Origin of the sequence: Nocardia sp. NPDC051990 (genome assembly GCF_040680755.1) — a bacterium.
GTDB lineage: Bacteria > Actinomycetota > Actinomycetes > Mycobacteriales > Mycobacteriaceae > Nocardia.
In genome coordinates this window covers 50,343-76,326 of the sequence record NZ_JBFAXH010000025.1, presented here as the reverse complement: position 1 = coordinate 76,326, position 25,984 = coordinate 50,343, and the positions used below count along the sequence as shown (strand labels likewise).

The following is a 25,984-nucleotide window of genomic DNA, read 5'->3' as shown; positions in this document are numbered from 1 at the left end:
TGCTACACCCCTGGGTAGACCAGGCGACCGATACCGTCATCGAAATCGAGCCCGCCATCGTCACCGGCATCCGACTCGTCGACAAGGCCACGTAAGCGGCCGGTGCGGCACAACTGCCGCACACCGTTGCGCCGCCTGACGAGGAGGTCGGCGGATTGATCCGGAGTGAGGGCATCGGATGGGAGCGGTTGCGGGCGGCGAAAGCCCAAGCCCGCCAGCGGCTTCCGCGCGATCACGGGCACCTGGCCGCCCTCGATACGTCGTATTCGTATCTTCGGAAGTTCACTCCGGCAGTGCTGTCGGCGGTGCGGTTCGCCCGCGGGACGGCGGCGACGGAGTTGCTGATCGCGGTGAATATGCTGCGCGAGCTGAATGCGACCGATCGCCGGAAGGTGTTCGACGACGCCCCGACCGGGTTTGTGTCGACGAAGTGGCGTGGATATCTCGAGGAAGCCCGCAAGACCGGGAACGCCGTTGCCTACCGTCACTATTGGGAGCTGTGCGTGCTGCTTGGCCTACGGGACGGGCTGCGCACCGGGGATGTGTTCGTGCCTGGCTCGCCCCGCTACGCCGATCCGGCCGCCTACCTGCTCAGCCGCGAACAGTGGGAACCCAGCGCGCCGAATTCTGCCGCCTGGTCGGCAAACCGGCCGATCCGGCGCGTGCGCTGGCCGCGCTCACCGATGAGTGGGGTGAGGCGGTCGGCGAGTTGGAGCGGGTGCGCCGCCGGTGACCGGCCGGTGCGCCTGGACGAGGCCGGTGATCTGGTGATCTCACGGTTGACCGCCGAGGACGTCCCGACCGAGCCGATCGCGTTGACGGCCGAGCTGACGGAGATGCTGCCGTTCACCGATCAGCACACCACCTACGGCACCAAGACCATCGTCACCAAAGATTCGGACGGTTCTGCACCCAGTGGAACGGCGTGCTTCGCTGCGGGAAGCGGTTCGGGTCGATCCGGTCGAGTGCGAGTGTCACCCGGTGGCCATCCAGCTCGCCGGTCAGCACGGCTTTGTCGGGGGCGGGTTGCTGGAAGGTGAGCGTGCCCAACGGATTCCGAGTGTCGTCGGGCCTCGCCGTCGATCCGGATTGCGGCGCCCCCGCGATCAGCCGAATCCGATGGGCGGCGGCATCCACGTCGGCGGGAACGGTCACCAGGGTGTCGTCCATCCGCTGGTAGGTGACCGTATTGGGATAGTCGAACACCACCGTTTTCCAACGGGTTTCGTCGGTGGTCAGCGGCGGCAGCGGCCAGCCGTCGCGGGTGTACTGCGATACCGACCAGATGCCGTACAGCGGAGGTTTGGGGCGATCGGGCCCGCTACCACGCCAGGCGTGCAAGCCGCCGTGCACCAGCGCCACCGCGATCCAGCTGCCGAGCGCGACCTGCAGCAGCGCCGCGATACGCCGGGATCTCGTGGTGTGAAACGGATACGGCACGGCGGAAGGGCCGGTGGTGCGGTCGAGCAACAATGCTCGCATCAGCCGCCGCGCCTCGGGCGCCAGCAGCACCAACGACATCAGCAGAAAGTGTGTGGACGAAATCTTCTCTGGCACATCGAAGGTCATGTTCAACACGACGATCTGCAGCGTGTCGATCAGGGTCAGCAGCACGCCGAACAGCGCGGTCCGCGGAATGAACAGCAAGATCGCCGCAGTGATTTCCGCGGCGCCGAGCAGCATCTCGTAGGGTCTCGACACACCCACCTGCGACCACAGCACAGCCATCGGCGTGAAGTCACCGTACTTGGTGAGCAGCGCGGTCAGCGAAGGCTGCGGCATCTGCGTCGGAATCGCCTTGGCCAAGCCGAAGCTCAACATCTGGCCGGCCAGCAACAGTCGGATGAGGAGGAGATACCAGCCCGCGAGCGTGCGATAGTGCGTGCGGCACCGGTCCAGCACCGACCACACCGCTGCCCCGGCCACCGCCACGACCAGGATGCAGAACAACAGCACCCAGAAGATGGTCTGGTCACCGACGCCGTTCGGATACAGCTGTGCGGTAGTGCCGAACAGGTGCTGGGCCACCCAATTCAGGGCGGGCTGAAATTTCCGGATATGCCAGTACTGCGCGTCGTAGCCCAGCCGGCGGCCGAACCATCCGGTCAGTACGAAGACGATCGGTGGAGTCGACACACAGAACAAGCCGAAGTACAGGAAGCAGAACCGGAACGCGATGCGGGTGAGCGGTCTCCACCCCGCGATGGTTTCGACTGCAGCGGGTGGCTGGTAGGGACCGGATCGGCCGAGAGTGCCGGTCACTGCTGCATCCTCGGATCGTGTGCGGGGTCGGGATACATGGGAGGGCAACCACTCTCGATCGCCTCAGGGCATAGTTCGTAGTGCCAGGGTTCGTTGCGGTAGATCTGACACAGCCCGTTCCGGGCGCCGTGTTCGGACAGCCACGCGCTGGCATCGAAGCCGAGGTCGATCGCGTTGCCGGACACGTGCGCAGAGGTGTCCACAGTGGCGACCCACCGGGCCGCTTCCTCTTCCGATCCGTACGTCGAGACCGCCGCACGACGAAGCTGATTCTGGTAGGCCGGGCAACGCCATCCGCTGTTGACGTAGAACTCGATGCCCTCGTCAGCGGCATCCGTCGCCGCTTCGCGCAGGGTGTGAAGCAGAGCGGGGGCGAGGTTTGCCATGTCGGCATACCCGTCATCGAACACAGTCACGCCGCAGGGACGGGCACCGTCCTCCTCGGTAGCCCTGCCACTGTGGCCGCCCCGAAGGACGTCGCTGAACGAGGGCACCCAGGACGATGCTGATCGACGGACGCGAGTTTTGATGATCGCGGCGATGACGGCGACTAGGCCGACCCCGGTGGGCCCGCGAGTCCCACGGGACCCTGTTCGTATTGCAATTGTGTGACTCATGGTGCCAGTCAAGGCACCGTGGTGTTGTCAGCCCTTATGTGGTTTTCGGTATGCCGACGATATGCGCGGGCTCGTAGCATCCGGAACATGCGTGTATTGGTGGTCGAGGACGAGTTCTACATGGCAGAGGCCATCCGCGACGGGCTACGCCTGGAAGCGATCGCGGCCGATATCGCCGGTGACGGCGACACCGCTCTGGAACTGCTGAGCATCAACGCCTACGACATCACCGTCCTCGACCGCGACATTCCCGGACCCTCCGGCGACGAGATCGCCGAACGCATCGTCGCCTCCGGCAGCGGCATGCCGATCCTCATGCTCACCGCCGCCGACCGACTCGACGACAAGGCCACCGGGTTCGAGATCGGCGCCGACGACTACCTCACCAAACCCTTCGAACTCCGAGAACTCGTGCTCCGTCTCAGAGCACTCGACCGCAGACGCGGCCACAACCGGCCGCCGGTGCGGGAGATCGCAGGCCTTCGTCTGGATCCGTTCCGCCGCGAGGTCTACCGCGACGGCCGCTACGTGGCGCTGACCCGCAAGCAGTTCGCCGTGCTGGAGGTCCTCGTCACTGCCGAAGGCGGTGTCGTCAGCGCCGAGGACCTCCTGGAGCGGGCGTGGGATGAGAACGCCGACCCGTTCACCAACGCCGTGCGCATCACGGTCTCGGCACTGCGCAAACGCCTAGGCGAACCCTGGATCATCGCCACGGTCGCCGGCGTCGGCTACCGCATCGACACCGCACCCGCTGCCGGACGTGAGGGAGCGGCTCGTGGATAGGGCGCCCGGGTTGAGCGTTCGTCTCAAACTCACCCTCAGCTACGCCGGATTCCTCATGCTCGCAGGCGTCTTGCTGCTCGCTGCCGTGTGGGTGTTCCTGCTGCGAGGCGTGCCCGCCGGTTATCTCGTTCCTGACCTCTCCAATGTCCGGCGCGTCCTCAACCCACACAACTTCGGCCCGAGCGTCTTCGGCACGGCGGCAGCCGCAGTGCTGGTGTTCCTGCTCGTGTTCGGTCTCCTGGGAGGGTGGATTCTGGCCAGCCGCATGCTCGCCCCGCTGAATCGCATCACAGAGGCCACACGGATGGCCGCGAACGGATCGCTCTGCCACCGAATCCGGCTACCGGGCCGCCGAGACGAGTTCCACGAACTCGCCGACAGCTTCGACGGCATGCTCGCACGGCTGGAAGCACATGTCGCCGAACAGCAGAGGTTCGCAGCCAACGCTTCCCACGAACTGCGCACCCCACTGGCGATCACCCAGACCCTTCTCGATGTCGCCCGCAAAGATCCGAACCGCGACAGCGGTGAACTCGTCGAACGCCTCCGCGCCGTCAACGCCCGAGCGATCGAACTCACCGAGGCATTGCTCCTGCTCAGCCGCGCCGACCAGCGGTCCTTCACCCGCGAACACGTCGACCTGTCCCTTATAGCGGAAGAAGCCGCCGAAACACTGCTGCCCCTCGCAGAAAAGCACGGCATCACCATCCACACCTCTGGAGAAATCACCCCGACCACCGGCTCACCCGCTCTCTTGCTGCAGATGACCACGAACCTCCTGCACAACGCCATCGTCCACAACCTCCCCGAACACGGCACCATGCAGATCTACACCGCCATCGGCCCCGAGTCCGTCCTGCTCACTGTCGAAAACACCGGCGACAAACTCACACCACAGCTCGTCTCGACACTCGCCGAACCGTTCCAGCGCGGCACCGAACGCATCCGCAGTGATCATGCAGGTGTCGGCCTCGGCTTGGCCATCGTCGACAGCATCGCCCAAGCACACGACGGAACCCTCACCCTCACCCCCCGGGACGCTGGGGGCCTCCGCGTCACGGTGCAACTACCCGTCCCGCCACCGCACACCGGCGGATGAGCTGTCACGGATTCGGGGCCGCCCGGAACAAGCTGACGCCCTTCTCTCCAGTCACGCTGATACTGGTCGGGAAGCTGGGGTTTGTGCGTGGCTCGGGTGCGGACACCCTGGACATGTCGGTGCTGCCGGCGGAGCGCCGCCGGTTTCTGGCCACGCTGGGCCGTCGCCTGATCGGTCAAGCCCTGGAACGGCGTGATCCGCGGCGGCGGTATCCGATTCTGCTGATGGTGCTGGCGCGGTCGGCCGCCGATGTGCTCGATGAGGTGGTAGCGCTGTTCGACGAGGCGCCGTCGGCGAAGTTCAGTGCCGCCGAAAACCGGATGCGCGAGGAACTCGCCGAATGCGGCGAGACCGTATCTGCGGAGGTTCACTCCGGGGGTGAGGTTCGCCGACGTCCACGTCTCGCGGCGGTCCGGCAAGCCGTTCGACCCGAACTGCGCGAGGACGTGGGTGAACGCGCGCCACCGCAACCGCCGAGCGAGACGAGTTCGCGCGAGTGCGAGAATGCGCAGGTGATCGATACCGATCTGCCTCGGGTGCTGATCGTCGAGGACGACCCGCAACTACTGGCGATGCTCGGTGCGTTGCTCACCGAGGAGGGGCATCGGGTCGATACCGCCAGAGACGGCCAACAGGGCCTGCATCTCGGTCTCACACGCGAGTACGACGTGATGCTGTTCGACCGCGGGTTGCCCGCGGTCGATGGGCTGGATCTGCTGACGAGGCTGCGGGTCCGCGGAATCGTCACGCCGACGTTGATCTTGTCCGCGCTGGCCAATCCGGCGGATCGGGTGGCGGGACTCGACGCCGGTGCCGAAGACTATATGGGCAAGCCGTTCGATGTGATGGAATTGCTCGCCAGGCTTCGGGCGCTGCGGCGCCGGCACCTGGATGCCGCGCGTTCGCTGCCGGTGCCGAAGGGGCGACTTGAACTGGACAGCCGCTGCGTCGTGGTGGCCGATACCGCGGAGGTGGTCCGGCTATCCGAACGGGAATGCGATCTGCTTGCCACGCTGGCATCGCGCCCGGGAGTCGTGTTCTCGCGCAAACAATTGCTGGCGATAGTGTTCGACGATGCCGAGAGCCCGGTGGTAGTCGATACCTATGTCCACTATCTGCGTCGCAAGCTCGGGCGCACGGTGATCGACACCGTACGCGGCCGCGGGTACGAACTGGGACGCGGTCGGTGAGGCGGCACCGGAGCGACTCTGCGGACACGCGACTGATCCGGCGGACCATGCTGCGGATCGGATTACAGTCGGGTGCCGCCGTGCTGGTGACCGTGCTGTTGCTCAGCGTGGCCGTGATCGTGGTCGTATCGCACAATGCGCGCGATGACCAGAACAGGTCGCTGGCCACGGCCATCGCAGAGGCCGACGATGTAAACGACCCACCTGCGCGTACCTGGCTAGTGATCCGGCGGGCAGGCGGCACGCAGGTCAGTCCGGGTCTGCCACCGGGTCTGCCCGACGAGGCCGCCATATGGCAGGCCGACCACAACGGTGCGCCGCGAACCGCAGAGGTGTCGATTGGTGACCGGCGGTACCGGATTCGCACCGAGCAGCGCGGCGACGCGGTGATCCAGGCGGTCTACGACCTGCAGGCGGCTCAGCACGCCGCGCGGCGTCTGGTCACGGCCTTGCTGATGTGCGGCGCCATTGGAATGCTGCTGGCGGTACTGACCGGTGCCTGGGTCGCGCGCAGGGCGGTGACCCCGCTCATCGCGGCGCTCGCGCTACAACGCCGTTTCGTCGCCGACGCGGGCCATGAACTGCGCACCCCGCTGACGCTGTTGAGCACCAGGGCCCAGTTATTGCGGCGGCACCTGCGCGGCCACCCGGCCGAAGCCGAGGTCGACAGCCTGGTGGTCGATGCCGGTCAACTGGCCGACATCCTCGACGACCTGCTGCTGGCAGCCGATCCCAGACAGGAGGCTCAGCGTCGACCCTTCGATCTGGCTGCTCTGTTACGGGAAGCGGTGGCCGCCGCCGAACCGGCTGCCGGCCAGCGTGGTGTCCAACTCGAATTGATCGCCGCACCGGTCCGAGCGCAAGGCTTCCAAGCGGGGCTGCGGCGAGCCGTGAACGCGTTGCTGGACAACGGAATACGACACGCGGATCGCATGGTGCGGGTGGTACTCGACAGCGACGGCCGACATGTGCGGATCGATGTCGCCGACGACGGCCCCGGGATCGATACGGACGTTCTGCCCCTCCTGTTCACCCGTTTCGCGTCGACGCCGATCACCGCGAGCCCGAGCGAACGACGTCGCTACGGTCTCGGTCTGTCATTGGTCAGCGACATCGCCGCCCGGCACGGCGGTACGGTTTCGGCCCGCAATCGTGACGGTGGCGGCGCGACACTGTCGATGACGCTACCCACCGGTTCACAGCGCTGAACTGCCTGCGCCTGACCGCGCGAGTCCCAGAAAGCTCCAAGAATCGGCTCATAGGGTTGGCCGCACCGCACTACCCGCGTGACCGAGGAGATTCGAATGGCTATGGGGCTCAGTACGATCAACGGGCTACCTACCCACATACTGATGGTTCATATTGTCGTCGTACTGGTGCCGCTGGCAGCACTGATGCTGGTGGCGTCCGTGCTGTGGCCCGGTGGTCGACGCCGCCTGGGCCCGATCACGCCCCTGGTGTCGTTGGCCGCGCTGGTGGCGATTCCCCTGACGATCGAATCCGGCGAGTGGCTCGAACACCACACCGCCCGTGACCCGTTGGTTCGCATCCACACGCATTTGGCGGATGGCCTGCTGCCGTGGTCGGCAGCGACCTTCCTGCTGGCGGTCGTATGGTGGGCCACGCACAGCGAATGGGTCGGCCGCTGGTCCCGGACCGCTGGGATCGCTGCCGTTACCGCGAACCGGATTGTCGTTATCGCGATGATTGTCGTCGCGGTGGCGGTGTCCGTCGGTTCGGTGGTGCAGGTCTACCGAATCGGTGACAGCGGGGCGAGGGCCGCCTGGCATGACCGGCTCGGATCGTAGGTAGCCGGGGCGGGGATCCAAGCGTCGGTCAGTCCCGAGGGCGGGCGATGATCACGGGGCAGTCGGCCGCATGCAGGACGGCCTGGCTGTTGGAACCGAGGGTCATGCCGGCGAAGCCGCCGTTGCCGTGGCTGCCGACCACGATCAATTGCGCGCGTTCGGCGGTGGCGAGGATGCACTTGGCGGGGCGATCCTCGGCGACCACTCGCTGGACACGGACATCCGGGTAGTTCTCGGTATAGCCCGCCAGGCTTTCGGCGAGCAGTTCCTCGGCCTCGTTCGCCATATCGGTGCGGGGGATATAGCGATTGAACTCGGACCAGGTGTGCACCGCTACCAGGGCCGCGCGGCGCCGCGACGCCTGATCGAAGGCGACGTCAAGGGCACGAGTGCCGCCCGGGGAGCCGTCGACCCCAACCACGACCGGGCCGAGCGCCCGCTCGGGCGCCACCGTCTCCGGGATCACCGCGACCGGGCTGTGTGCATGCCGGGCCAGCGAGGTACTGACCGAACCGAGCAGTCCGCGCCGGAACGCACCGAGGCCGCGAGTGCCGACGACCAGCAGCCTGGCCTCCTTCGATCGGTCGCACAGCACCGGGATGGGCGGTGCCTCGACGACGAATGTCTCGATATCGAGCGGGTGGATCGAATCCGCTACGGCGACAGCGGTTTTGCGTGCGAGCGCGACCGAGGCCGCACCGGCTTCGCGATAGACGTTGTAGTCGATTCGATTGAAGGCGATACCCGGTCCATAGTCGACCGGTGCGCCGATCGCGTAGATGATGTGCAGGGGCGCGCCATGCCGGGCCGCGTCGATGGCAGCCCACCGCACGGCTTCGATGGAATCGGCGGATCCGTCGGCGCCGACGAGGACGGGCGGATTGACGGTGTTGGTGGCCATGTGATTCTCGGCTTTCTGAAGCGGGACCAGCGCGGGCGAACGATCACGTCGACACCGACAACCACTGCGGCCGAGGCGATTCGGTGCGGATCGCTGCTGAGCGGGGTGGTCATGGGCTATCCCTCGGGTCCGACGATCGGTACCCGTAGGTTAGGAACTCCGCGGGGGCCCGCACGCCTGTCCAAAGTCACGAACCCGAGGGCCCAAAGGCGGTGGCCGCTCGACCTAGCGCGAAATATGCCAGCTGCGAAATATGTCTGCGGCGAAATATCTCAGGGCAGCGGCGCCGACCAGCGCAGCACCGCGCCACCACCGGGGCGGTTCTCGATGCTGAACGTGCCGCCCGCCTCCTTCGCCCGCGCCGCCATATTGGCCAATCCGCTGCGCCGGGCGATGTCATCGGGGACGCCGACGCCATTGTCGTTCACCTCGATGCTGACATCGTCACGCACCTTCAACTCGACCGACAAGGTGCTCGCCGACGCATGCCGCACCACATTGCTCACCGCCTCGCGCAACACCGCCTCGACATCGTCGGACAGCGGCGGCGCGAGCACTGTCACCGGACCGGCCAATCGCACCGTGGTGCGCAGCCCGGTATCCGCCGTCATATCGACGATGATCCCGTGCAGGTGCTTGCGATATTTGGACGAATCCGCGGCGGTATTGCTCTGCAGATCGAAGATCGAATGGCGGATATCCTGCACGATCGCCTGCACGTCGTCGATCGTCTCCAGCAGCCGAGACCGCACCTCGGGCGCGCGGGCCCGCTGCGCGGTGCCCTGCAGGGACAGCCCGACGGCGAACAGTCGTTGGATGACGTGATCGTGCAGGCCCCTGGCGATCCGATCGCGGTCGGAGAGCACATCGAGTTCGCGCATACGCTCCTGGGTATCGGCCAGCCGCAAGGCAAGGGCGGCTTGGTCAGCGATGGCGGCCATCATCGTCTGCGCCGCGGTATCGAGCGGGGGCGCAGCGGCCGGACGCAGGGTGGCTAGCACTCCGATAACCGAACGTCCGGTTCGCAGCGGAAGTATCAGCGCGGGGCCGAATTCGGGGAAATCGCTGAACGGGTTGAATGACAGTTTCTGGACCGACAGCACCCGCCCTTGGCGAAATACCTCACCGAAATTCGATGCCGTGACCGGCAGCCGTTCGCCGGTGAGTGCGTCGGCGTCGATGCCCGCAGCCGCGACCACCACCAACTCGGTCACTTCTTCGGCCGGGACATCGGGATCCTCGGGCAGGGCGATGAAGGTGCACGCCGATTCGGTCAAGTCCAGGGCTCGCTGGACGACGAGTGCGAGAACCTCGCCCGATTCACTGGCGACCAGCAGTTCGGTAGCCACATCCCGGGTCGCTTCGAGCCACTGTTGGCGGGCTCGGGACAGCTCGTAGAGCCGGGCGTTCTCGATGGCGATGCCCGCGGCCGCGGCGAGCGCCTGCACCACTACTTCGTCGTCCTCGGTGAACTCCAGCCCGCCCACTTTCTCGGTGAGGTAAAGGTTGCCGAACACTTCGCCACGGACCTGGACCGGAACGCCGAGGAAGGTGTGCATCGGCGGATGGTGTTCGGGAAAGCCGACCGAGGAGGGGTGATCGGAAAGATTGGCCAGCCGAATGGGTTTCGGTTGCTCGATGAGCAGGCCCAGCACACCGTGCCCGCGTGGCAGATCGCCGATCAGTACGCGGGTGCGGTCATCGATGCCCTCGTACACGAATTCGGCCAGCTGATGGCTCATCGGGTCGGTCTCCCGGACACCCAGCGCGCCGTATTCCGCGTCGACCAGTTCGATGGCGGTATGCACGATCGTGCGCAGCGTGTTGTCGAGGTCCAGGCCGGCCGTGACGACCAGCATGGCCTCCATCAACCGGTCCATCCGGTCGCGCACATCGACGATCTGTGCGATGCGGTCCTGGACCTCGATCAGCAGTTCGCGCAACCGCAACTGAGACAATGTCTCCGTTACTGGTGGCCTACTACCGTGAGCCGCTCCGGATGCCAGGCCTTCCATAACAGACATTCTTTCACGATCGGCCCCCGAGTCCGATCAGTGACCACGAATGGACCGGTCGCCTAGTGTTCCTGCTCGTTGAGTTTCGAGGCCAACACGGCCGCCTGCGTGCGGCGTTCGACGCCGAGTTTGGTCAACAGCCGCGAAACGTAATTCTTGACCGTTTTCTCGGCCAGGAACATCCGGCTCGCGATCTGCCGATTCGTCAACCCCTCGCCGAGCAGGGACAAGAGCGTGCGTTCCTGTTCGGTAAGGCTCGCGAGCGGCCCGGTCTTCGCCTCTGCCTCCGCGCGCAGTTTGGCCATCAGCGCCGCGGCTGCCCGGTTGTCGAGCAGTGATTTACCCGCGCCGACCTCACGGATCGCATCGATCAGCTCCAGGCTCGTGATGTCCTTGACGACATACCCGCTGGCTCCGGCCAGAATGGCGTTGAGCATGGCCTGCTCGTCGGTGAACGAGGTCAGGATCAGACAGCGCAGCGCCGGATTGGCGGACAGCAGTTCACGACACAGTTCGATACCGTTGCCATCCGGGAGGCGGACGTCGAGAACGGCGACATCGGGACGCAGCGCCGGAATCCGGGCGAGCGCCTGCGAGAACGTACTCGCTTCGCCGACCACCTCGAGGTCTTCTTCGAGGGCGATGAGGTCGCCGATACCGCGGCGGACGATCTCGTGATCGTCGACCAAGAACACCCTGATCATGTCTTACACCTCTCCCGGAAACCGAATCCACTCAGCGTACGTAGCAGTCTGATCTAGTGGATCGGCATCGGACCCCACCTTGGTGACCAAAGTCCCTTGACCCGTTCTATTCGGCTGCCGCGCGGTCGTCGGTCCCCATTCTGCGCCGATTCGCCACGCTCGGCATGCCGCATCCAGGGTGTCGGCGAGGGGCAGGCCGGTGTCCAGGGCGATAGCGTCCGGCCAGGGCGCATCGACGGTGGACATGGCGGCGGCGATGGCAGGGGTCGCATCCGAGTCCCCGGCCGGGCGCTGCCGGATGCGCTCGTTCGCCAGCGATTGCGGGCAGTAGCATCGCAGTTGTATCAGCTCGGCACGCACCTCCTCGGCGAGCACGGCGGCGTGTCGTCGTTCGTCCGGGTCGATCCAGCTCGCGTCGAGGATCACCGAGCGGCCGGATTCGAGCAGTGCTCGAGCGCGCAGGCGCAGTTCGGTATAGACGCGAGCCTTGTCGGCCGCAGAATACGTTCCGACGCCGTATCCGCCGACCGGGCCGGTCACCTCGCCGACCGCGGATAATTCCCTGCGCACCGCGTCGGTGCCGAGCACCGCCGCGCCGGTCACCGGCGAAAGGTATTCGGCGACTGTGGATTTCCCGGTGCCGGGCAGTCCGCCGACCAGCGTGAGGTGGACCGCGGCCCGATCCAGATGGTGTGCCACGATCCGCAGATGGCGCCGGGTATGGTCGCGGGCCGTCGCATCGCCCTGCCCCACGCGGATCACATTCACCTTGGCGCGGACAAGCGCGCGGTACGCGAGGTAGTGATCCCGCAGGGACGGAGGCGCCGAATCTCCGGTCGCGCGTTGATAATCGTCGAGCAGGCGAGTGCCCAGGTCGTCGTGGCCGAGGAATTCGAGATCCATCGCCAGGAAGGCGATATCGTCCAGGCAGTCGACGTGGCGCAGCCGATCGTCGAAGTCGAGGCAGTCGAGCACCCGGAAGCCATCGGGCAGATCGAAGATGTCCTGGGCTTGGAGGTCGCCATGTCCGTCCATAATGCGACCCTCGGCGATTCTGCGGGTGAGCAGCGATTTTCGGCCCTCCAGGTAGCGCATCGCACGCGCTTCGATCCGCGCGAGCAGCTCTGGAGCCACGAGATCGGCGGGTTGCTCCCGCAGGGTGCGCAGTAGCGCCTGCCATCGGTCGCGCAGCGCCTCCGGGGTTCCGGCCCGGTCGATCTCCGGGCTGCGGCGGGCCGTGCGGTGGAACTGTGCCAGCACTGTGACCAGCGCTGAGATTTCCGAGCTGGCCCCTGGATCGGCCAGGATGTTGGTGAGCCTGCGGTCGTCCGGCATTCGGCGCATGACAAGCACCGGTTCGCTCGGGCCGCCGGTCGGGTCGCTCAGGTGAGCGACGCCGAGATACACGTCCGGGGCCATGCGGCGATTGAGCTCGAGTTCGCGCACGCAGGCCCGCTCGCGCAGTTCCGGTGTACTGAAGTCGAGGAAGTCGGTAGCGATCGGCTTCTTCACCTTGTACGCACGATCGCCGCACAGCACCACGAGGCCGGTATGGGTTTCGCGCAGATCGGCGGGCGACCCGTGTGACACGATCACGACGCACGCCGTTCAGGAGGGGTGGTCGAGACCATGCCTGCCGTGGCGCTGCTGTCGAGGACGAATTCCGAGCCGGTGGAGAACGTCGCCTCGGTGACGATGAATCGGACCTTCGCGGCCACTTCCTGCGGCTCGCCGAAGCGCGGAAGTTGTTGTGCCGCGGTCGAGGCGATATTGACGATGACGCCGTCTCCCGCGGTAGCCAACCGTGGGGCGGCCGAGTGCATGCCGAGCCACGAGCCGACCAGATCGCCCGCGAGCGGGTGGCGGAACATGGCGGGGGATTCGGATGTTAAGACGCCGGCATCCATTTCGACCAGAGCGCTTGCGATGGCAGTGCCGATGCCGCGGGCGCCGCTGGTGACAACGGCGCTGCGGCCGTGCGGGTCTGGGCCAGGGATTTCGGACATGAACGATCGAATCCTCTCGGGTGGGTACTGCTCCCAGAGTTCCGCACCGACCAGGTGTGCGGTGATGGCCGAAGGTCCTCGATCCGCAGAGTCCTCCGGTTCGACCTCGGTTTTCTTCGCCTAGCAAACACTTATAGGCGCCCGAAGTCCCGTCAAGAGGGGCCGTCGTGCTCTTATCGGTGGCGTCTGTCGGTGAGAGCGTTGGTCGAAATCGACGAAGGAAGCGATATGAACCACCGACTGCCCGATTACAGCACCATCAAGACAGCACTGGCGCTCGCCGTGCGGGCGCCGTCGGTACACAATGTTCAGCCGTGGCGGTGGCGGATCGGTGACCATTCCATCCATCTGCACCTCGACCCCGCGCGCGCACTGACCGCGACCGATCCGGATCAGCGCGATCTGGTGCTGAGTTGTGGTGCGGCACTGCATCATCTGCGCATCGCGTGCGCGGCGCTCGGCTGGTCCGCGGTGGTGCATCGGCTGCCGAATCCGGCGGATCCGAACCACTTGGCCGCGGTCGAGTTGGTGCGGCATCGGCCGACACAACTGGATATCGCACTGAGCGCGGCCATTTCCAGACGCCAGACCGACCGCAGGCATTACTCGTCGTGGCCGATTCCGCACGGATATCTGGGACTGGTGACCGAACGCGCCGCGGCACTGGGCGCCATCGTCACGCAGGCCAGTGACCAGCCACGCGAGGTGCTGATCGAGACAATGCGGACCGCCGCCGCCCGGCACGCCGGAGATCCGGAGTACCGCTTCGAATTGGCGAATTGGTCCGGTAGGCACAGCTCGGACGACGGGGTACCCGCCAGGAACGTGCCACGCGTGCGGCCGCATGACGAACTGCCGGGCCGCGAGTTCGCGGCGCCCGCATTGGCCGACGGTGCACACGAACCCGATTACGCCGAACTGCTGGTGATCAGTACTTCGGCCGACGATCGGCTGTCGCGGTTGCGCGCGGGCGAGGCGATGAGCGCGGTGCTGCTGACCGCCACCAATATCGGCCTGGCCACCTGCCTGCTCACCGAACCGCTCGAGCTACCGGACCTGCGTCGCAAGGTGCGTCTCGAGGTGCTCGACGATGTCGCCCAACCACAGGCGATCCTGCGAATCGGCTGGCTGCCGACCAGTGCACTGCCGTTGCCGGTGACGCCGCGACGGTCGGTGGATGATGTGCTCGATCCGTTCGAGTCGGCTGCCGCCAGCTGACCCCATTCGGGCCAGCAGGTACCGCTTAAGCCGGTGCGGCGCAACGCTTTACGACCGCATCCAAAGCGGCGGCCAAACCGGCGCGGGCTTCCTGTGCGATCGGCCGCAATGCGGGCTGATGCGTATGGGCGACGAGAATGTCCGGGTCGACGGCTTCGACGACGGTGGCATCGTTGTCGGTGCGCACCACCACATTGCAGGGCAGCAGTAGGCCGATCTGCCGGTGGATGCCCAGCGCCCGGTGCGCGAGCTTCGGGTTGCAGGCGCCGAGGATGAGGTAGTCCTCCATTTCGGCATCGAGTTTCGCCCGCAGGGTGGCGCGCACATCGATTTCGGTCAGGACGCCGAAACCCTGTTCGGCCAATGCCGCACGTACGGTGGCCACGGTGTCGGCGAACGGGGTCGGCACCCGCACGAGGAGTTCGGCGGACGCGACCGGAACGCGGATCTCGGTGATCAGGTCACGCGCATCGACGACCTCGTCGGGAGCGACCAGGTACACCTCGGTCGGCGGTCCGACGGGTTGGAACGACGAGGCGCGCAACCAATTCTCCAACGCTCGGTACGCATCGCCGATGTGCTGATAGTCGCCGCGATGGGTCGTGCGGGCGTAGAACCCCGGCTCGGTTCTGCGCACTGTCGCCTGGTCGCCGACGTCGTCGATGGGCCCGACGGTGACCGGCAGACCGAAGTCGACCTCGGTCGAGGTGTCTGCGCGGAAGTCACCGAGGTAGGTGGTCGACGGCGGCCCGACCGGTGCCAGGCCGGTGGCAGCAGCAAGTTCGTACAGCGCCCGCATCCCGGCGCCGATATCATCGCCCGCATGGTCGGCGCGGATGGCGCGCCGCAGTTCGATAACGGTCTGCGGGCGCGTTTCATCGATCAGGATGCGGTAGGGCATCGTCGTATCCTCCGATCTCAGACCCGATGCGTGATGCGATCGAGTTCGGTGTGTGCCAGGCGCTCGGCCCAAGCTCGAGCGCGTTCCAGCTCGCCTCGGGCAAGCGGGCCCTGCATGCCAGCGACGAGAAAGTCCATCGGATCGTCGGCGAGCTCATAACCCAAGCGCCGCAATCGTTTTCCGGCGCCACGTGCGGCTGAGCCCGACAGCCACCGCGGTTTGGCGGCTTTTGTGCCGAAGGCCGCGGCCCGGAGGCCCCCGGGCACCGGCAGCGCCGCGTCGAGCCATTCGCGGATTCCGATATCGACCGCGATCGGCGCGTCGGTCTGCTCGGCGGCAGCGCGACGGGTTCGTGTGCGGCTCAGTCCGAAAGCGTGGGTGGGTCCGCCGACCACCAGCAGATCGATTGTCGGCTCCGGCATCTCCGCGGCGACGACGACGCTGAGCACCTCCACTTCGCTGTGTGCGCGCAAGCCGTCCGCGATTGCCCGGGCGATGGCGGCGGTATTGCCGAACATCGATTCGTAGACGACCCGTGCCCGCATCTCGATCTCCTGAGGTTCCTATGACCTGCGGAAATGATTAACGATACGTCGGGGCCGCGGCGGCGCACAGAGCCGAACCGACGCTTCCCGAGTGACCTTCGACCGTCGGTGATCACCTGCGAACGCCGCGGCGTCGCAGCGGTGCGCCGCCGAGTAGCAGCACGGCGAGTCCGAAAACGACGCAGATCGGCTGCACAGCTGAATTCGCGAATAACAATGAGCTACACCATGATCCAGCCGACGAGGGCCAGACCTGAGATCATCGCCTCCTGGTCGGCGGATTGTGCCTGGCTTTCGGCTGCCTCACGTGGTGATCTCCCCGCAATCCGCCGATTCTCGCGGCGGTGCCGTCACCGTCCAGGTCCAGACGTGCTGGTTCGGGGCGGGCGATGTGCTGGTCAACGCCACGGAATAGGTCGGGAGTTTCGCGGCGAGCACCGCGAACTCGTCGGAGGGGGGCTCGGAAGCCACTGGTAAACTTGCCGTTTCGCGTACGCTGATGCGCAGGTCGCTATCCGCGATGACGGTGACCTGGATTTCGTGGGCCACTTCGCGTGCGATGATCGTGGTAAGGATCGCACTCAGGGCCGACAGGCTGACATCTACGACTGCCGCCTCGACCCGGTCCGCGGGACCGTCGAAGGTGACCTCGGATACCACCCCCAACGCCTCAGCCGCATCGCCGACCATATCTTGCACCTGCACCCGGAAACCGTCCGGCACCCCGGTTTCGGTTTCGAGTCCGGCGACGGTCGTGCGGATCTGCGCCATCACGGCATCGAGTTCGGCGATGGTCCCGTCGATGCGAGACGCGACGGCGGCCACGCGCGCGAGCGAACGAACCGCTCCCAGTTTCAAACTGATATCGAACAGATGGCGCAGCACGGTCTTGTGCAGTTCTCGAGCGATACGCTCGCGCTCGTCGATCAATCGCACGGCCCGCGCCTGGTCTTCGGCTCGTCGTAACCGCACCAGATTGTCGACGCGCGCACGGAGTTCGGCGACATCGAATGGTTTCTGGAGGTAGTCGTTGGCTCCGGCGTGCACCAATTCCAGGCGCGACTGGTCATCGGCGCGGGCGGTGACGATGAGTATCGGGGTATTCGCCAGATCGGGGTCGGAACGCACTCGGGCCAACACCTCAGCTCCGTTCATCCGCGGCATCATGATGTCGCACACGATCAGCTGCGGTCTACTGGACTTCGCCAGTTTCAGCCCGGATTCTCCATCGAAGGCCGAGGCCACCTCGTAATTGTCCGAAAGTGATTCGCGGACAAGTGTGTTCAAGTCGGGATTGTCCTCGATCACCAGGATCGAGGGCCGCTGATCAGTGCTCAGGGGCGGTCGGCTCACCATGGACGCGGGCGTGGCGCCGAACGGGGTCGCCACCGCCGCGAGGACACTCGCCGCAGCGCCGGTCGTGTTCATCGGCGCTCCCGTCCCGAGCACGGGTATACCTGCCGGGGCGACGCGCGGTAGTTCGACGACGACGAGTGCGCCGCGCTCTGGGGCGTCGGCGATCGTGACGGAACCTCCGTGCAGCTGGGCCAAGTCTCGGACAATGCTCAGGCCCAGCCCGGTACCACCCACCGACCGACTCGCACCACCGTCGACCTGACGGAATCGCTCGAATACGGCGTCCCGCTGCGCCACCGGAATACCGGGTCCGCTATCGGCGATCTCGATCACGATACGGTCGTCGGAACCACGAATCGCGCACCGGACGCTGCCGCCGGCCGGGGTGAACTTGAAGGCATTCGACAGCAGATTGACCAGAATCCGCTGCACATGCTCCGGATCCAAGTCGCCCCACACCGGCCGGTCCGCCGTCTCGACCCGGAAATCGACGCCCCGGTCCAGAGCGATCGTTTCGAAGAATGCCGCGGAAAGCCGCACCAGATCGGCCACGTCGACATGCGCGTATTCCAGCCGCATCGCCCCCGCCTCGAGCTGTGCGGTATCGAGCAGATCGTTGACGTGGCCGAGGAGCACTCGCGCGTTGCGCACGATCATCTCGAGGTCTTTGTGCGACGAGTCGTCGAGCGGTGCATGCTCGAGCAACTTTTCCGCCGGTGCCAGGATGAGCATCAGCGGTGTGCGCAACTCGTGGCTGACATTGGCGAAGAACTGGCTCTTGAGGTCGTCGAGTTCCTTTGCTCGCGCGTACATGCGTACGAGTTCGGCATTCGCTTCCTTGAGTTGGCGGCTCGTCTCGGCCACCTCGCGGGCCCTGGCGAATACCTCCTGTTCCATTTGTCGCGCCGATGCGCGCAGCGCTGAGGTTTCCTCCTGTTGTGCGGCGTCCGCGGCCTGTAATCGCATGAATTCCGTGACGTCTTCGACCCGATGGATGATGTATCGCAGCCGACCCGTCTCATCGAGCACCGGAGAGTTGGTGGGACTCCAGAACCGCTGTTCGAATGAACCGTCACGGCGGCGAATATCGTAGCGTTGTACGGGCATGGCATCGGCGATGCGGTCGTGCACGACCCGTTCTAGGGATACTCGCAGATTGCGCACGCCCTCGGCCGCTGGGTCGTTCGGATTGTCGGGAAAGACATCGAAAATTTCTCGGCCGACGATATCCGATCGTTCGGTCATCGTGGCCTGTAGGTATGCGTCCGTTACCGCGACGATGCGCAAGGAGGGGTCGAGCACCAGATAAAGACTCGGTGCCGCTTCGAGGAGGGCACGATAGTCGACAGCCTGGACCACAGCGGCATTACCTCGATTCGCGATGGAAAACGACGTAGTTGGTACCGATGCGCCGCTGCAATCTTCCCACTCTAATTAATCTGCGCGAAAGACCTACACCATATGTCCGATTGCCGTGGATATCGTCGGAACATCGCATCAGTCCACCGGTCGATCGTCGGCTGCCGGCGGAGGTCCGGTGGTGTCGAGTGGCATCGGGTCCAGTGCCCGGCTATCTTTGCGCCACCCATCTGAGTCGAATGGTTTCGGCGTGTTCCTCTTCGTCGAGCTCGAGTTCCACTCGCCGGAGTTCGGTGCGCAGGGTGGGTATCCGGCGGCGGCGCAGGCCCTGCGCCCGTATTCGTGTCGCGGTGAGCTCGTCCTCGATGGCGTGGACCGCCGCGACCGCCACGGCATGCTGTGCGGCGGCGGTTACGGCCGACCGGTAGGCGGTCCGTGCGTGCGCCATGGTGGCGCTGTCGATGATCGAGGTGTCGTCGGGGCATGAGCGCAGTCGGCATTCGACGGTGCTGGGGTAGCTGATGCCGGTGCTGGTGGCCTTGCTGATGGTGATGTCGGCACCGCCGCTCGGCATGGCGTGCGACAGCGACAGTTGGCCGCCGAGCAGATTCGCGCGCAGGAGCCGGTCTTGCGCCCGGATGCAGGACGCCTGCCAAATGTCGCGGGTCGCGCTGGCGTGGGTCTGTCGGCGCTCGAGTTCCTGCTCCAGGATGTGCAGCTTCTGCTCGAGCAGTGACAGTCCGCGCTCGGCGACCGCGAGCCGATCCCGAAGCCACATCCGACCCGCCCTTCCCGGGGGATTCGCAATGCCGCCAACCTGATTCACCTGGCCTCGTCGACCCGGGGCGGATGGTATGTCGCGATCAGTTCATCGGGCAGCATCGCGAGGGAGCCGCGGGGCAGCCGGTTGAGCACGCGCCAGGTTCGTTCGAGTGTCGATTCGAGATCGCGGACTTCATCGAGGCGTTGATCGACGAGGTCGGCGGCGAAGGCATTCGCTCGAGCACGTGTCGGCCGCCGCCATCGTCGCCGAATGCGAGGTGTTCGGCGATCGTCAAGGCCAACCGCGGGGTCAACAGTCGCTCGATCACCGGGTCGTCGGCCAGATTGCGTAACAGCACCAATTCGCCTGCGGCACTGCGCTCATCGAGCACCTCGGCGACGTAGGCGGCATCGGTGTGGGTGAGACCCATGCCCGCGAAAACCACGTTGAACGGCTCGCCGCCCACCGTTGCCTGTGCCGCGATCTGGCAGGCCAGTTCGAGGTGCGGCAGGCCGGGCAGTGAGAACACCGGTAGTTTCTGGCCGCGCACCAGGGTGGTGAGTACGTCTATGACCGAGATACCGGTCAGCACCGGGTCCGCCGGCGGGTCACAACGGATCGGATTGAGCGGCGCACCCGATACGGGCATCGGCTTTCCGACGATCGGCGGCCCGCCGTCAACCGGCTCGCCGCGGCCGTTGCAGACGCGGCCGAGCCAACCGTCACCCACTGGGATTCGCAACGGCGCGCCGGTGAATTCGATCCGCAGGTGGTCGGGGTCGATACCCGCGGTACCCTCCAATACCTCGACCACGGCGACGTCGCGGTCCACCTCGAGCACCAGGCCATGCCGGAGCATGCCGTCATCGAGCTCGAGTACGACGAATTCGTCCCAGCCCACCTCCGCGACGCCCGATACCACGGCGAGCGGTCCGCGCAATTCACGTGCCTCGGTGTAATGGATCCATACGCCAGGGTGATCGGCCGAGCCACCGCGCACCCGCTGTCGGCGCCGGCCGCATCGTGGACATGATCGTCGGTGAACAGTTTCCTCGCACCCGTTAGGGCATTGGCCTGCCGTAGGAGGGACCTTCGCCCCTCGCCACCGGTATCGCGCCTGACAAGACTCGAGTGCAGAACTCTGTGCTCCTACCGAAGCGAGGCTCCCATGATGTCCGGCGATACCGAGATGGTCGACCGCGCCGGTCTCGACCGTCTGGTGGACGTACTGCGTGATAGCGGGTATCGAGTAATCGGACCCCAGCTGCGTGACAGCGCGATCGTGCTGGACGAACTGGACTCCGGGACGCAGCTACCCGGCGGTTGGGGAGTCGAAACCGCACCCGGCCGATACCGGGTGTATCGCCGCGCCGACGCTGCCGTATTCGCGCATTCGGCCGGACCGGGGTCGTGGAAGCAGTTCCTGCTTCCGCCGCGGCGCAAGGTATGGGAGACCGGGCCGGACCTGAATCCGCGACCGGCCGAGCAGGTCCCGGTCCGGATGGCATTTCTCGGCGTCCGCGGCTGCGATCTCGCCGCCATCTCGGTGCTCGGGCGCGTGCTGGGCGGCGGCGCCCATCCCGACCCCGCGTACGTCGGACCGTCCGGCACGCGGGCGGCTGGGCCCGCCGACACCGCGGTGCAGGGTGCGGAGCCCCGGGATGACCGTGGCCTACCCGCCGCCGATGACCAGACGCCCTTCATCGTCGCGGTGAACTGTACCGAGCCGGGCGGCGTGTGCTTCTGCGCATCGATGGGCACCGGTCCGGGGGTGGCGCCGGGATACGACCTCGCCCTCACCGAGCGCCTCGATGCGGACGGTCACCGGTTCCTTGTCGATATCGGCAGCGAGGTCGGCGCCCGAATTCTCGCCCAAGTCACCACTCGTCCGGCCGATACGACGGAGGTTTCCGATGCGCGCGCGGCGGTGTCGGCGGCGGCGGGCCGGATGGGCCGCACCATGCCGGAGACCGATATCCGCACCCTGGTCCGCGATTCCCGCGAGTCGCCGCACTGGCAAGATGTCGCGAGCCGCTGTCTGGCCTGTGCCAACTGCACCATGGTGTGCCCCACCTGCTTCTGCACCAGCACCGAGGATGTCACCGATCTCACCGGCGAACACGCCGAACGTTGGGAGCGGTGGGCGTCCTGCTTCGAACTGGACTTCTCCTATCAGCACGGTGGCAGCGTGCGGCAGTCCGGCGCGGGCCGGTACCGGCAGTGGCTCAGCCATAAACTGGGGACCTGGTACGACCAGTTCGGCAGTTCGGGATGTGTCGGGTGTGGGCGGTGCATCGCCTGGTGCCCGGCCGGTATCGATCTGACCGCCGAGGTCGCCCGGCTCGCCGAACTCGCCGCAGGTGTCGGCGATGACCACGGTTGACGAGTTGTCCGAGTTCGCCCAGCTGGGTTCATTGAGCCGGGCGGAACTGACCGCGCTGGCCGCGACCGGACGCGAGGTGTCCTATCCGGGCGGACACCGGCTTTTCGTGGAAGGCCAACCGGCGCAACGATGCTGGCTGATCCGCCGGGGGCGGATCCTGCTGGACTCGCCGGTGCCGGGGCGCGGCGATATCGTCGTGCAGACCCTCGGCAGCGGTGATCTACTCGGTTGGTCCTGGTTGGTGCCGCCCTACCGTTGGCACTTCGGCGCGGTGGCGGGTGAACCGGTGGATGCGATCGAGTTCGATGCGGCGGCACTGATCGAATTGGCCAACGCAGACCCGAAATTCGGGCATGCGCTGACCTTGATGCTGTTCGAAGCGTTACTCGATCGGCTGCAGGCTACCCGGGCCAGGCTGCTCGATCTCTACCACAATCCCGCCGAAGCGTGCGCCGACTACGCATGCCGCATAGGCGCCGGGCGGGGTGAAACATGAACCGAGCATCGTGTAGCGATTCCGCGGGGGGTGGTGGTCGGGCGACGGGTGGGCGCGTCGCCGTGCCGGCCCGCCCGACACCGGTCGGCGAGGCGATGCTGCCGTACCGGGTCACCCACCGCACCCAGCAGACGCGGGACACCGTGACACTGCTACTGGAACCGGTTGGTGTTGCGGCGCAACGCTTTCAGGCCGGTCAGTTCATGATGCTGTACAGCTTCGGTGTCGGTGAGGTCGCGATGTCGGTCAGCGGAGATCCAGCCGCGAACAGCGATGTGCTGGAACATACGATCCGCGCGGTCGGTGCGGTCAGCGGGGCGTTGCACGACACCGGAATCGGCGGCGTGATCGGCGTGCGTGGGCCCTTCGGCGTCGGTTGGGATCTGGCGTCGGCAGCCGGGAACGACCTGGTCATCGTCGGTGGCGGGGTCGGGCTAGCACCATTGCGCCCGGTGGTCCTCGGCGCGCTCGCGGCCCGTGCGGACTACCGCCGCGTCATTCTCGTCACCGGCGCGCGCACGCCGTCGAACATCCTGTTCGGGCGCGAGCAGAACGATTGGGAGGCCACAGGTTCGGTCGAACTTCACCAGACCGTCGACCATCCCGAGCCCGGCTGGACGGGGCGGATCGGTTTCGTGACCGAGCCACTGGCACATCTGCGGCTGGAACCGAGCCGCACCACCGCGTTCCTCTGCGGGCCGGAACCGATGATGCGATTCTGTGCACAGATCCTGTTACGCAAGGGAATTATTGCGACCGACATCAGGGTGTCGCTGGAGCGCAATATGCAATGCGGCGTCGCACGATGCGGTCACTGCCAACTCGGTCCATTGCTGGTCTGTCGAGACGGCCCGGTCGTCGACTACGCGGTGGCCGGACCATTGCTATCTATCCGGGAGTTGTGATGGCTACCCCGACCCTCGCGGTTTGGAAATTCGCCTCATGCGATGGCTGTCAGCTGACGCTATTGGATTGTGAGGACGAACTGCTGACCCTGGCGGGCCGGATCCACATCACGCATTTCACCGAGGCGTCCAGCGCGGTCGAGCCGGGACCCTACGATGTGTCGCTGGTGGAGGGTTCGATCACCACCCCCGAGGACGTGCGCCGGATCGCCGATATCCGTGCGCAATCCCGGATTCTGGTGACAATCGGCGCGTGCGCGACGCACGGCGGGATCCAGGCGCTACGCAATTTCGCCGATGTCGCCGAATTCACCTCGGTGGTCTACGCCAGCCCGGAGTACATTTCGACACTCGCCACCTCGACCCCGATCTCGGCGCATGTTCCGGTCGATTTCGAGCTGCGCGGCTGCCCGATCGACCGCCGCCAGTTACTCGAAACCCTCGGTGCTTTCCTGGCCGGTCGCGCACCCGATATTCCGAACACCAGCGTCTGCACCGAATGTAAACGCCGCGGCACCACCTGTGTGTCGGTCGCCGACGGCATCCCGTGTCTGGGACCGGTCACGCAGGCCGGATGTGGTGCGGTGTGCCCGGCCTACCACCGTGGCTGCTTCGGCTGCTTCGGACCGATGGCGAATCCCAATATCGGTGCGCTACTTCCCATCCTGCGCATCAACGGCATGGACCAGCCCGACATCGACCGGGTTTTCACGACATTCGCGGCGGCGGCACCCGCCTTCGCGGACCGGAGCCGCGATGAGTCACCGCAGTAGGCAATTGAAGGTCAGTTCGCTGGCCCGGGTGGAAGGCGAAGGCGCGCTGCGGGTCGTCGTCGCGGACGGGGTAGTCGAGCGCGCGGAGCTGAATATCTACGAGCCGCCCCGATTCTTCGAGGCATTCCTGCGTGGCCGCGCCTATACCGAGCCGCCCGATATCACCGCCCGCATCTGCGGCATCTGCCCGGTGGCCTACCAGACCAGTGCGTGCAGCGCGATCGAGCAGGTCTGCGGCATCCGGTTGGACGAACCGCTGGCCAACCTGCGGCGGCTGCTGTACTGCGGTGAGTGGATCTCCAGCCACACCCTGCACATGCACCTACTGCACATTCCCGATTTCCTCGGCTATCCGGATGCGATCACCCTCGCTGTGGACCACCGTGAGCTCGTCGAGCATGGCTTGGCCTTGAAGAAGGCCGGGAATATGCTGCTCGAGCTCATCGGCGGTAGGCCGATCCACCCGATCAATGTCCGGGTCGGCGGCTTCTATTCGGTTCCCGATCGCGGCGATTTCGCGCCGGTGGCCGAACAATTGCGCCGCGCACAGGATTATGCTTTGCACACCGCTCGTTGGGCCGCGGCCTTCGACTTTCCCGAGGTCGAACTCGACCACATACTCCTGGCCGCCACCGAACCGGACCGATACGCCATCGAAGGTGGCGACGTACATACCACCGATGGTCTCCACTTTCCCGCAGCCGAATTCCTGGCGCACGTCGTCGAGCAGCAAGTACCGCATTCCACCGCACTGCACGCCCGGCTGGACGGCAAAAGGTATTTGACCGGACCACTGGCCAGATACACGCTCAATTCCTGGCAGCTCTCGCCGACCGCCCGGCAAGTCGCGGCGGAAATCGGGCTCGGCGCGCAATGCCGTAACCCGTTCCGCAGTATTTTGGTTCGTGCCGTGGAGGTCGTCTACGCCGTCGACGAGGCGTTGCGGCTGATCCAAGGCTACGAACGCCCGGCCCGCCCCGCCGTACCGACCGCACCCCGCGCGGGCGTCGGTCATGGTGTCAGCGAAGCGCCACGCGGGTTGCTCTACCACCGATACGAGGTCGACGCCGACGGGATCGTCCGTGCCGCCACCATCGTTCCGCCGACCTCCCAGAACCAGGCCGCCATCGAGGACGATCTGCGTCGCGTCGTGGCGGCCAACCTCGACCTCGACGACACCGCGCTCACCACGCTGTGCGAGCGCACCATTCGCAACTATGACCCATGCATTTCCTGTGCCGCGCACTTCCTCGAGATCAATGTGGTGCGCCGGTGAGTGGGGTGCGTGCGGTTGTCATCGGCGTCGGCAACGAATTCCGCAGCGACGACGGAATCGGTCCGGCCGTGGCCACCGCCATCGCGGAACTGGGATTGCCAGGCGTGTCGGTGACCCTGTGCGACGGCGAGCCGGCCGGACTGCTGGATGTGTGGACGGATGTGGAACTCGCGATCGTGGTCGATGCGGTGCTGTGCGAACCGTGCACTCCGGGCCGCATCTGGCGCACCACCATCGATGCGCTGGGCGGGGCTACCCGGGCCGCCAGCTCACATGCCCTCGGCATCCCGGACGCCCTGCCCTTGGGCCGAGCCCTCGGCCGCCTGCCCGGCGAACTCATCGTTATTGCCGTCGAAGCGGCCGGCCTCGATCTCGGCGTCGGCATGTCCGAACCGGTCGCGGCCGCGGTACCACAGGTGGTCGACGCCGTACTGACGGAGCTGGCTCGACTGGGCATCTCGACCGGACAGGTCGGCACAGCCCGCCCGCTGGATGGCAGTCGGGTCCGGGATCATGGGAGCACTCGCCGCCCGGCAGGAAACTCCTGATCAATGGCTTTACATGGTTGCTTGCGGTTACCTCTAGGGCCGATCGGCCCCCGAATCCAGGGACCGGTGGCCCTGC

At 66.1% G+C, this 25,984-nt stretch carries 24 protein-coding genes and 2 pseudogenes; 13 read left to right on the top strand and 13 right to left on the bottom strand.

The genetic code is table 11. The features are described 5' to 3' along the window. Positions 1-134 precede the first annotated feature (134 nt). Positions 135-848, top strand: a pseudogene (locus AB0L63_RS30180) (Tn3 family transposase); the annotation flags it as partial. A 37-nt stretch (positions 849-885) separates the two neighbouring features. Here the strand turns inward: AB0L63_RS30180 and AB0L63_RS30175 are convergent. Next, positions 886-2,262, bottom strand: coding sequence for a DoxX family protein (locus AB0L63_RS30175; RefSeq protein WP_364507690.1), 1,377 nt, complete (start codon positions 2,260-2,262; stop codon positions 886-888). Continuing rightward, a complete protein-coding gene (locus AB0L63_RS30170) occupies positions 2,259-2,756 on the bottom strand; it encodes a M15 family metallopeptidase (protein ID WP_364507687.1) in 498 nt (165 codons plus the stop codon). Before AB0L63_RS30170 ends, AB0L63_RS30175 begins: the two co-directional genes overlap by 4 nt. Before the next feature lie 210 nt (positions 2,757-2,966). Here AB0L63_RS30170 and AB0L63_RS30165 point away from each other — a divergent pair, with 210 nt between their 5' ends. The 5 genes from AB0L63_RS30165 to AB0L63_RS30145 all read left to right on the top strand — a co-directional run bounded on the left by AB0L63_RS30165 (position 2,967) and on the right by AB0L63_RS30145 (position 7,759). Then, a complete protein-coding gene (locus tag AB0L63_RS30165) occupies positions 2,967-3,662 on the top strand; it encodes a response regulator transcription factor (protein ID WP_364507684.1) in 696 nt (231 codons plus the stop codon). 10 nt (positions 3,663-3,672) lie between these two features. Next, positions 3,673-4,761, top strand: a complete 1,089-nt coding sequence (locus AB0L63_RS30160) for a HAMP domain-containing sensor histidine kinase (protein WP_364507681.1) — start codon at positions 3,673-3,675, stop codon at positions 4,759-4,761. 83 nt (positions 4,762-4,844) lie between these two features. Then, positions 4,845-5,951 (top strand): response regulator transcription factor, encoded by a 1,107-nt coding sequence (locus AB0L63_RS30155; RefSeq protein ID WP_364507679.1) that lies wholly within the window; start codon positions 4,845-4,847, stop codon positions 5,949-5,951. Positions 5,952-5,998: 47 nt separating this feature from the next. After that, the gene (locus AB0L63_RS30150; protein WP_364507676.1) at positions 5,999-7,159 is read left to right on the top strand and encodes a HAMP domain-containing sensor histidine kinase; all 1,161 of its coding nucleotides are present in this window, start codon (positions 5,999-6,001) and stop codon (positions 7,157-7,159) included. 96 nt (positions 7,160-7,255) lie between these two features. Further along, positions 7,256-7,759, top strand: a complete 504-nt coding sequence (locus tag AB0L63_RS30145) for a hypothetical protein (protein WP_364507673.1) — start codon at positions 7,256-7,258, stop codon at positions 7,757-7,759. 28 nt (positions 7,760-7,787) lie between these two features. Here the strand turns inward: AB0L63_RS30145 and AB0L63_RS30140 are convergent, their stop codons facing one another. The 5 genes from AB0L63_RS30140 to AB0L63_RS30120 all read right to left on the bottom strand — a co-directional run bounded on the left by AB0L63_RS30140 (position 7,788) and on the right by AB0L63_RS30120 (position 13,385). Beyond that, the gene (locus AB0L63_RS30140; RefSeq protein WP_364507669.1) at positions 7,788-8,660 is read right to left on the bottom strand and encodes a universal stress protein; all 873 of its coding nucleotides are present in this window, start codon (positions 8,658-8,660) and stop codon (positions 7,788-7,790) included. Between the two features lie 272 nt (positions 8,661-8,932). After that, a complete protein-coding gene (locus AB0L63_RS30135) occupies positions 8,933-10,675 on the bottom strand; it encodes a GAF domain-containing protein (protein ID WP_364507666.1) in 1,743 nt (580 codons plus the stop codon). A 62-nt stretch (positions 10,676-10,737) separates the two neighbouring features. Continuing rightward, positions 10,738-11,379 (bottom strand): response regulator transcription factor, encoded by a 642-nt coding sequence (locus tag AB0L63_RS30130; protein WP_364507664.1) that lies wholly within the window; start codon positions 11,377-11,379, stop codon positions 10,738-10,740. 3 nt (positions 11,380-11,382) lie between these two features. After that, a complete protein-coding gene (locus AB0L63_RS30125) occupies positions 11,383-12,975 on the bottom strand; it encodes an AAA family ATPase (RefSeq protein ID WP_364507661.1) in 1,593 nt (530 codons plus the stop codon). After that, complete coding sequence (locus AB0L63_RS30120; RefSeq protein ID WP_364507659.1) at positions 12,972-13,385, bottom strand: hypothetical protein; 414 nt, start codon at positions 13,383-13,385, stop codon at positions 12,972-12,974. Before AB0L63_RS30120 ends, AB0L63_RS30125 begins: the two co-directional genes overlap by 4 nt. A 228-nt stretch (positions 13,386-13,613) precedes the next feature. On the opposite strand from AB0L63_RS30120, the gene AB0L63_RS30115 reads away from it, so the two are divergent. After that, positions 13,614-14,603 carry an NAD(P)H nitroreductase gene (locus tag AB0L63_RS30115; protein ID WP_364507656.1) on the top strand — a complete coding sequence of 330 codons (990 nt, stop codon included), beginning with the start codon at positions 13,614-13,616 and terminating at the stop codon, positions 14,601-14,603. A 25-nt stretch (positions 14,604-14,628) separates the two neighbouring features. Here the strand turns inward: AB0L63_RS30115 and AB0L63_RS30110 are convergent, their stop codons facing one another. From AB0L63_RS30110 to AB0L63_RS30085, 6 genes and pseudogenes are all read right to left on the bottom strand, one after another. Then, positions 14,629-15,018, bottom strand: coding sequence for a DUF302 domain-containing protein (locus AB0L63_RS30110; RefSeq protein WP_364507706.1), 390 nt, complete (start codon positions 15,016-15,018; stop codon positions 14,629-14,631). Positions 15,019-15,048: 30 nt separating this feature from the next. Continuing rightward, positions 15,049-15,504 (bottom strand): annotated as a pseudogene (locus AB0L63_RS30105) (GyrI-like domain-containing protein); the annotation flags it as partial. 17 nt (positions 15,505-15,521) lie between these two features. After that, the gene (locus AB0L63_RS30100) at positions 15,522-16,049 is read right to left on the bottom strand and encodes a flavodoxin domain-containing protein (protein WP_364507653.1); all 528 of its coding nucleotides are present in this window, start codon (positions 16,047-16,049) and stop codon (positions 15,522-15,524) included. Positions 16,050-16,352: 303 nt separating this feature from the next. Next, positions 16,353-18,764 carry an ATP-binding protein gene (locus tag AB0L63_RS30095; RefSeq protein WP_364507651.1) on the bottom strand — a complete coding sequence of 804 codons (2,412 nt, stop codon included), beginning with the start codon at positions 18,762-18,764 and terminating at the stop codon, positions 16,353-16,355. 211 nt (positions 18,765-18,975) lie between these two features. Next, positions 18,976-19,542, bottom strand: coding sequence for a V-type ATP synthase subunit D (locus AB0L63_RS30090; RefSeq protein ID WP_364507648.1), 567 nt, complete (start codon positions 19,540-19,542; stop codon positions 18,976-18,978). Between the two features lie 85 nt (positions 19,543-19,627). Beyond that, positions 19,628-20,467, bottom strand: a complete 840-nt coding sequence (locus AB0L63_RS30085; RefSeq protein WP_364507645.1) for a hypothetical protein — start codon at positions 20,465-20,467, stop codon at positions 19,628-19,630. Positions 20,468-20,698: 231 nt separating this feature from the next. Between AB0L63_RS30085 and AB0L63_RS30080 the strand changes: the two genes are divergently transcribed. The 6 genes from AB0L63_RS30080 to AB0L63_RS30055 all read left to right on the top strand — a co-directional run bounded on the left by AB0L63_RS30080 (position 20,699) and on the right by AB0L63_RS30055 (position 25,908). After that, positions 20,699-21,910, top strand: a complete 1,212-nt coding sequence (locus AB0L63_RS30080) for a 4Fe-4S dicluster domain-containing protein (protein WP_364507642.1) — start codon at positions 20,699-20,701, stop codon at positions 21,908-21,910. Further along, the gene (locus AB0L63_RS30075; RefSeq protein WP_364507639.1) at positions 21,897-22,406 is read left to right on the top strand and encodes a cyclic nucleotide-binding domain-containing protein; all 510 of its coding nucleotides are present in this window, start codon (positions 21,897-21,899) and stop codon (positions 22,404-22,406) included. Before AB0L63_RS30080 ends, AB0L63_RS30075 begins: the two co-directional genes overlap by 14 nt. Before the next feature lie 95 nt (positions 22,407-22,501). Beyond that, positions 22,502-23,311 carry an FAD/NAD(P)-binding protein gene (locus AB0L63_RS30070; protein ID WP_364507704.1) on the top strand — a complete coding sequence of 270 codons (810 nt, stop codon included), beginning with the start codon at positions 22,502-22,504 and terminating at the stop codon, positions 23,309-23,311. Continuing rightward, the gene (locus tag AB0L63_RS30065; RefSeq protein WP_364507637.1) at positions 23,311-24,084 is read left to right on the top strand and encodes an oxidoreductase; all 774 of its coding nucleotides are present in this window, start codon (positions 23,311-23,313) and stop codon (positions 24,082-24,084) included. The genes AB0L63_RS30070 and AB0L63_RS30065 overlap by 1 nt, the downstream gene beginning before the upstream one ends. Next, positions 24,068-25,360, top strand: a complete 1,293-nt coding sequence (locus AB0L63_RS30060; RefSeq protein WP_364507634.1) for a Ni/Fe hydrogenase subunit alpha — start codon at positions 24,068-24,070, stop codon at positions 25,358-25,360. Before AB0L63_RS30065 ends, AB0L63_RS30060 begins: the two co-directional genes overlap by 17 nt. Further along, positions 25,357-25,908: a hydrogenase maturation protease gene (locus tag AB0L63_RS30055; RefSeq protein ID WP_364507631.1), complete on the top strand. Its 552-nt coding sequence runs from the start codon at positions 25,357-25,359 to the stop codon at positions 25,906-25,908. The genes AB0L63_RS30060 and AB0L63_RS30055 overlap by 4 nt, the downstream gene beginning before the upstream one ends. Positions 25,909-25,984: the final 76 nt, after the last annotated feature.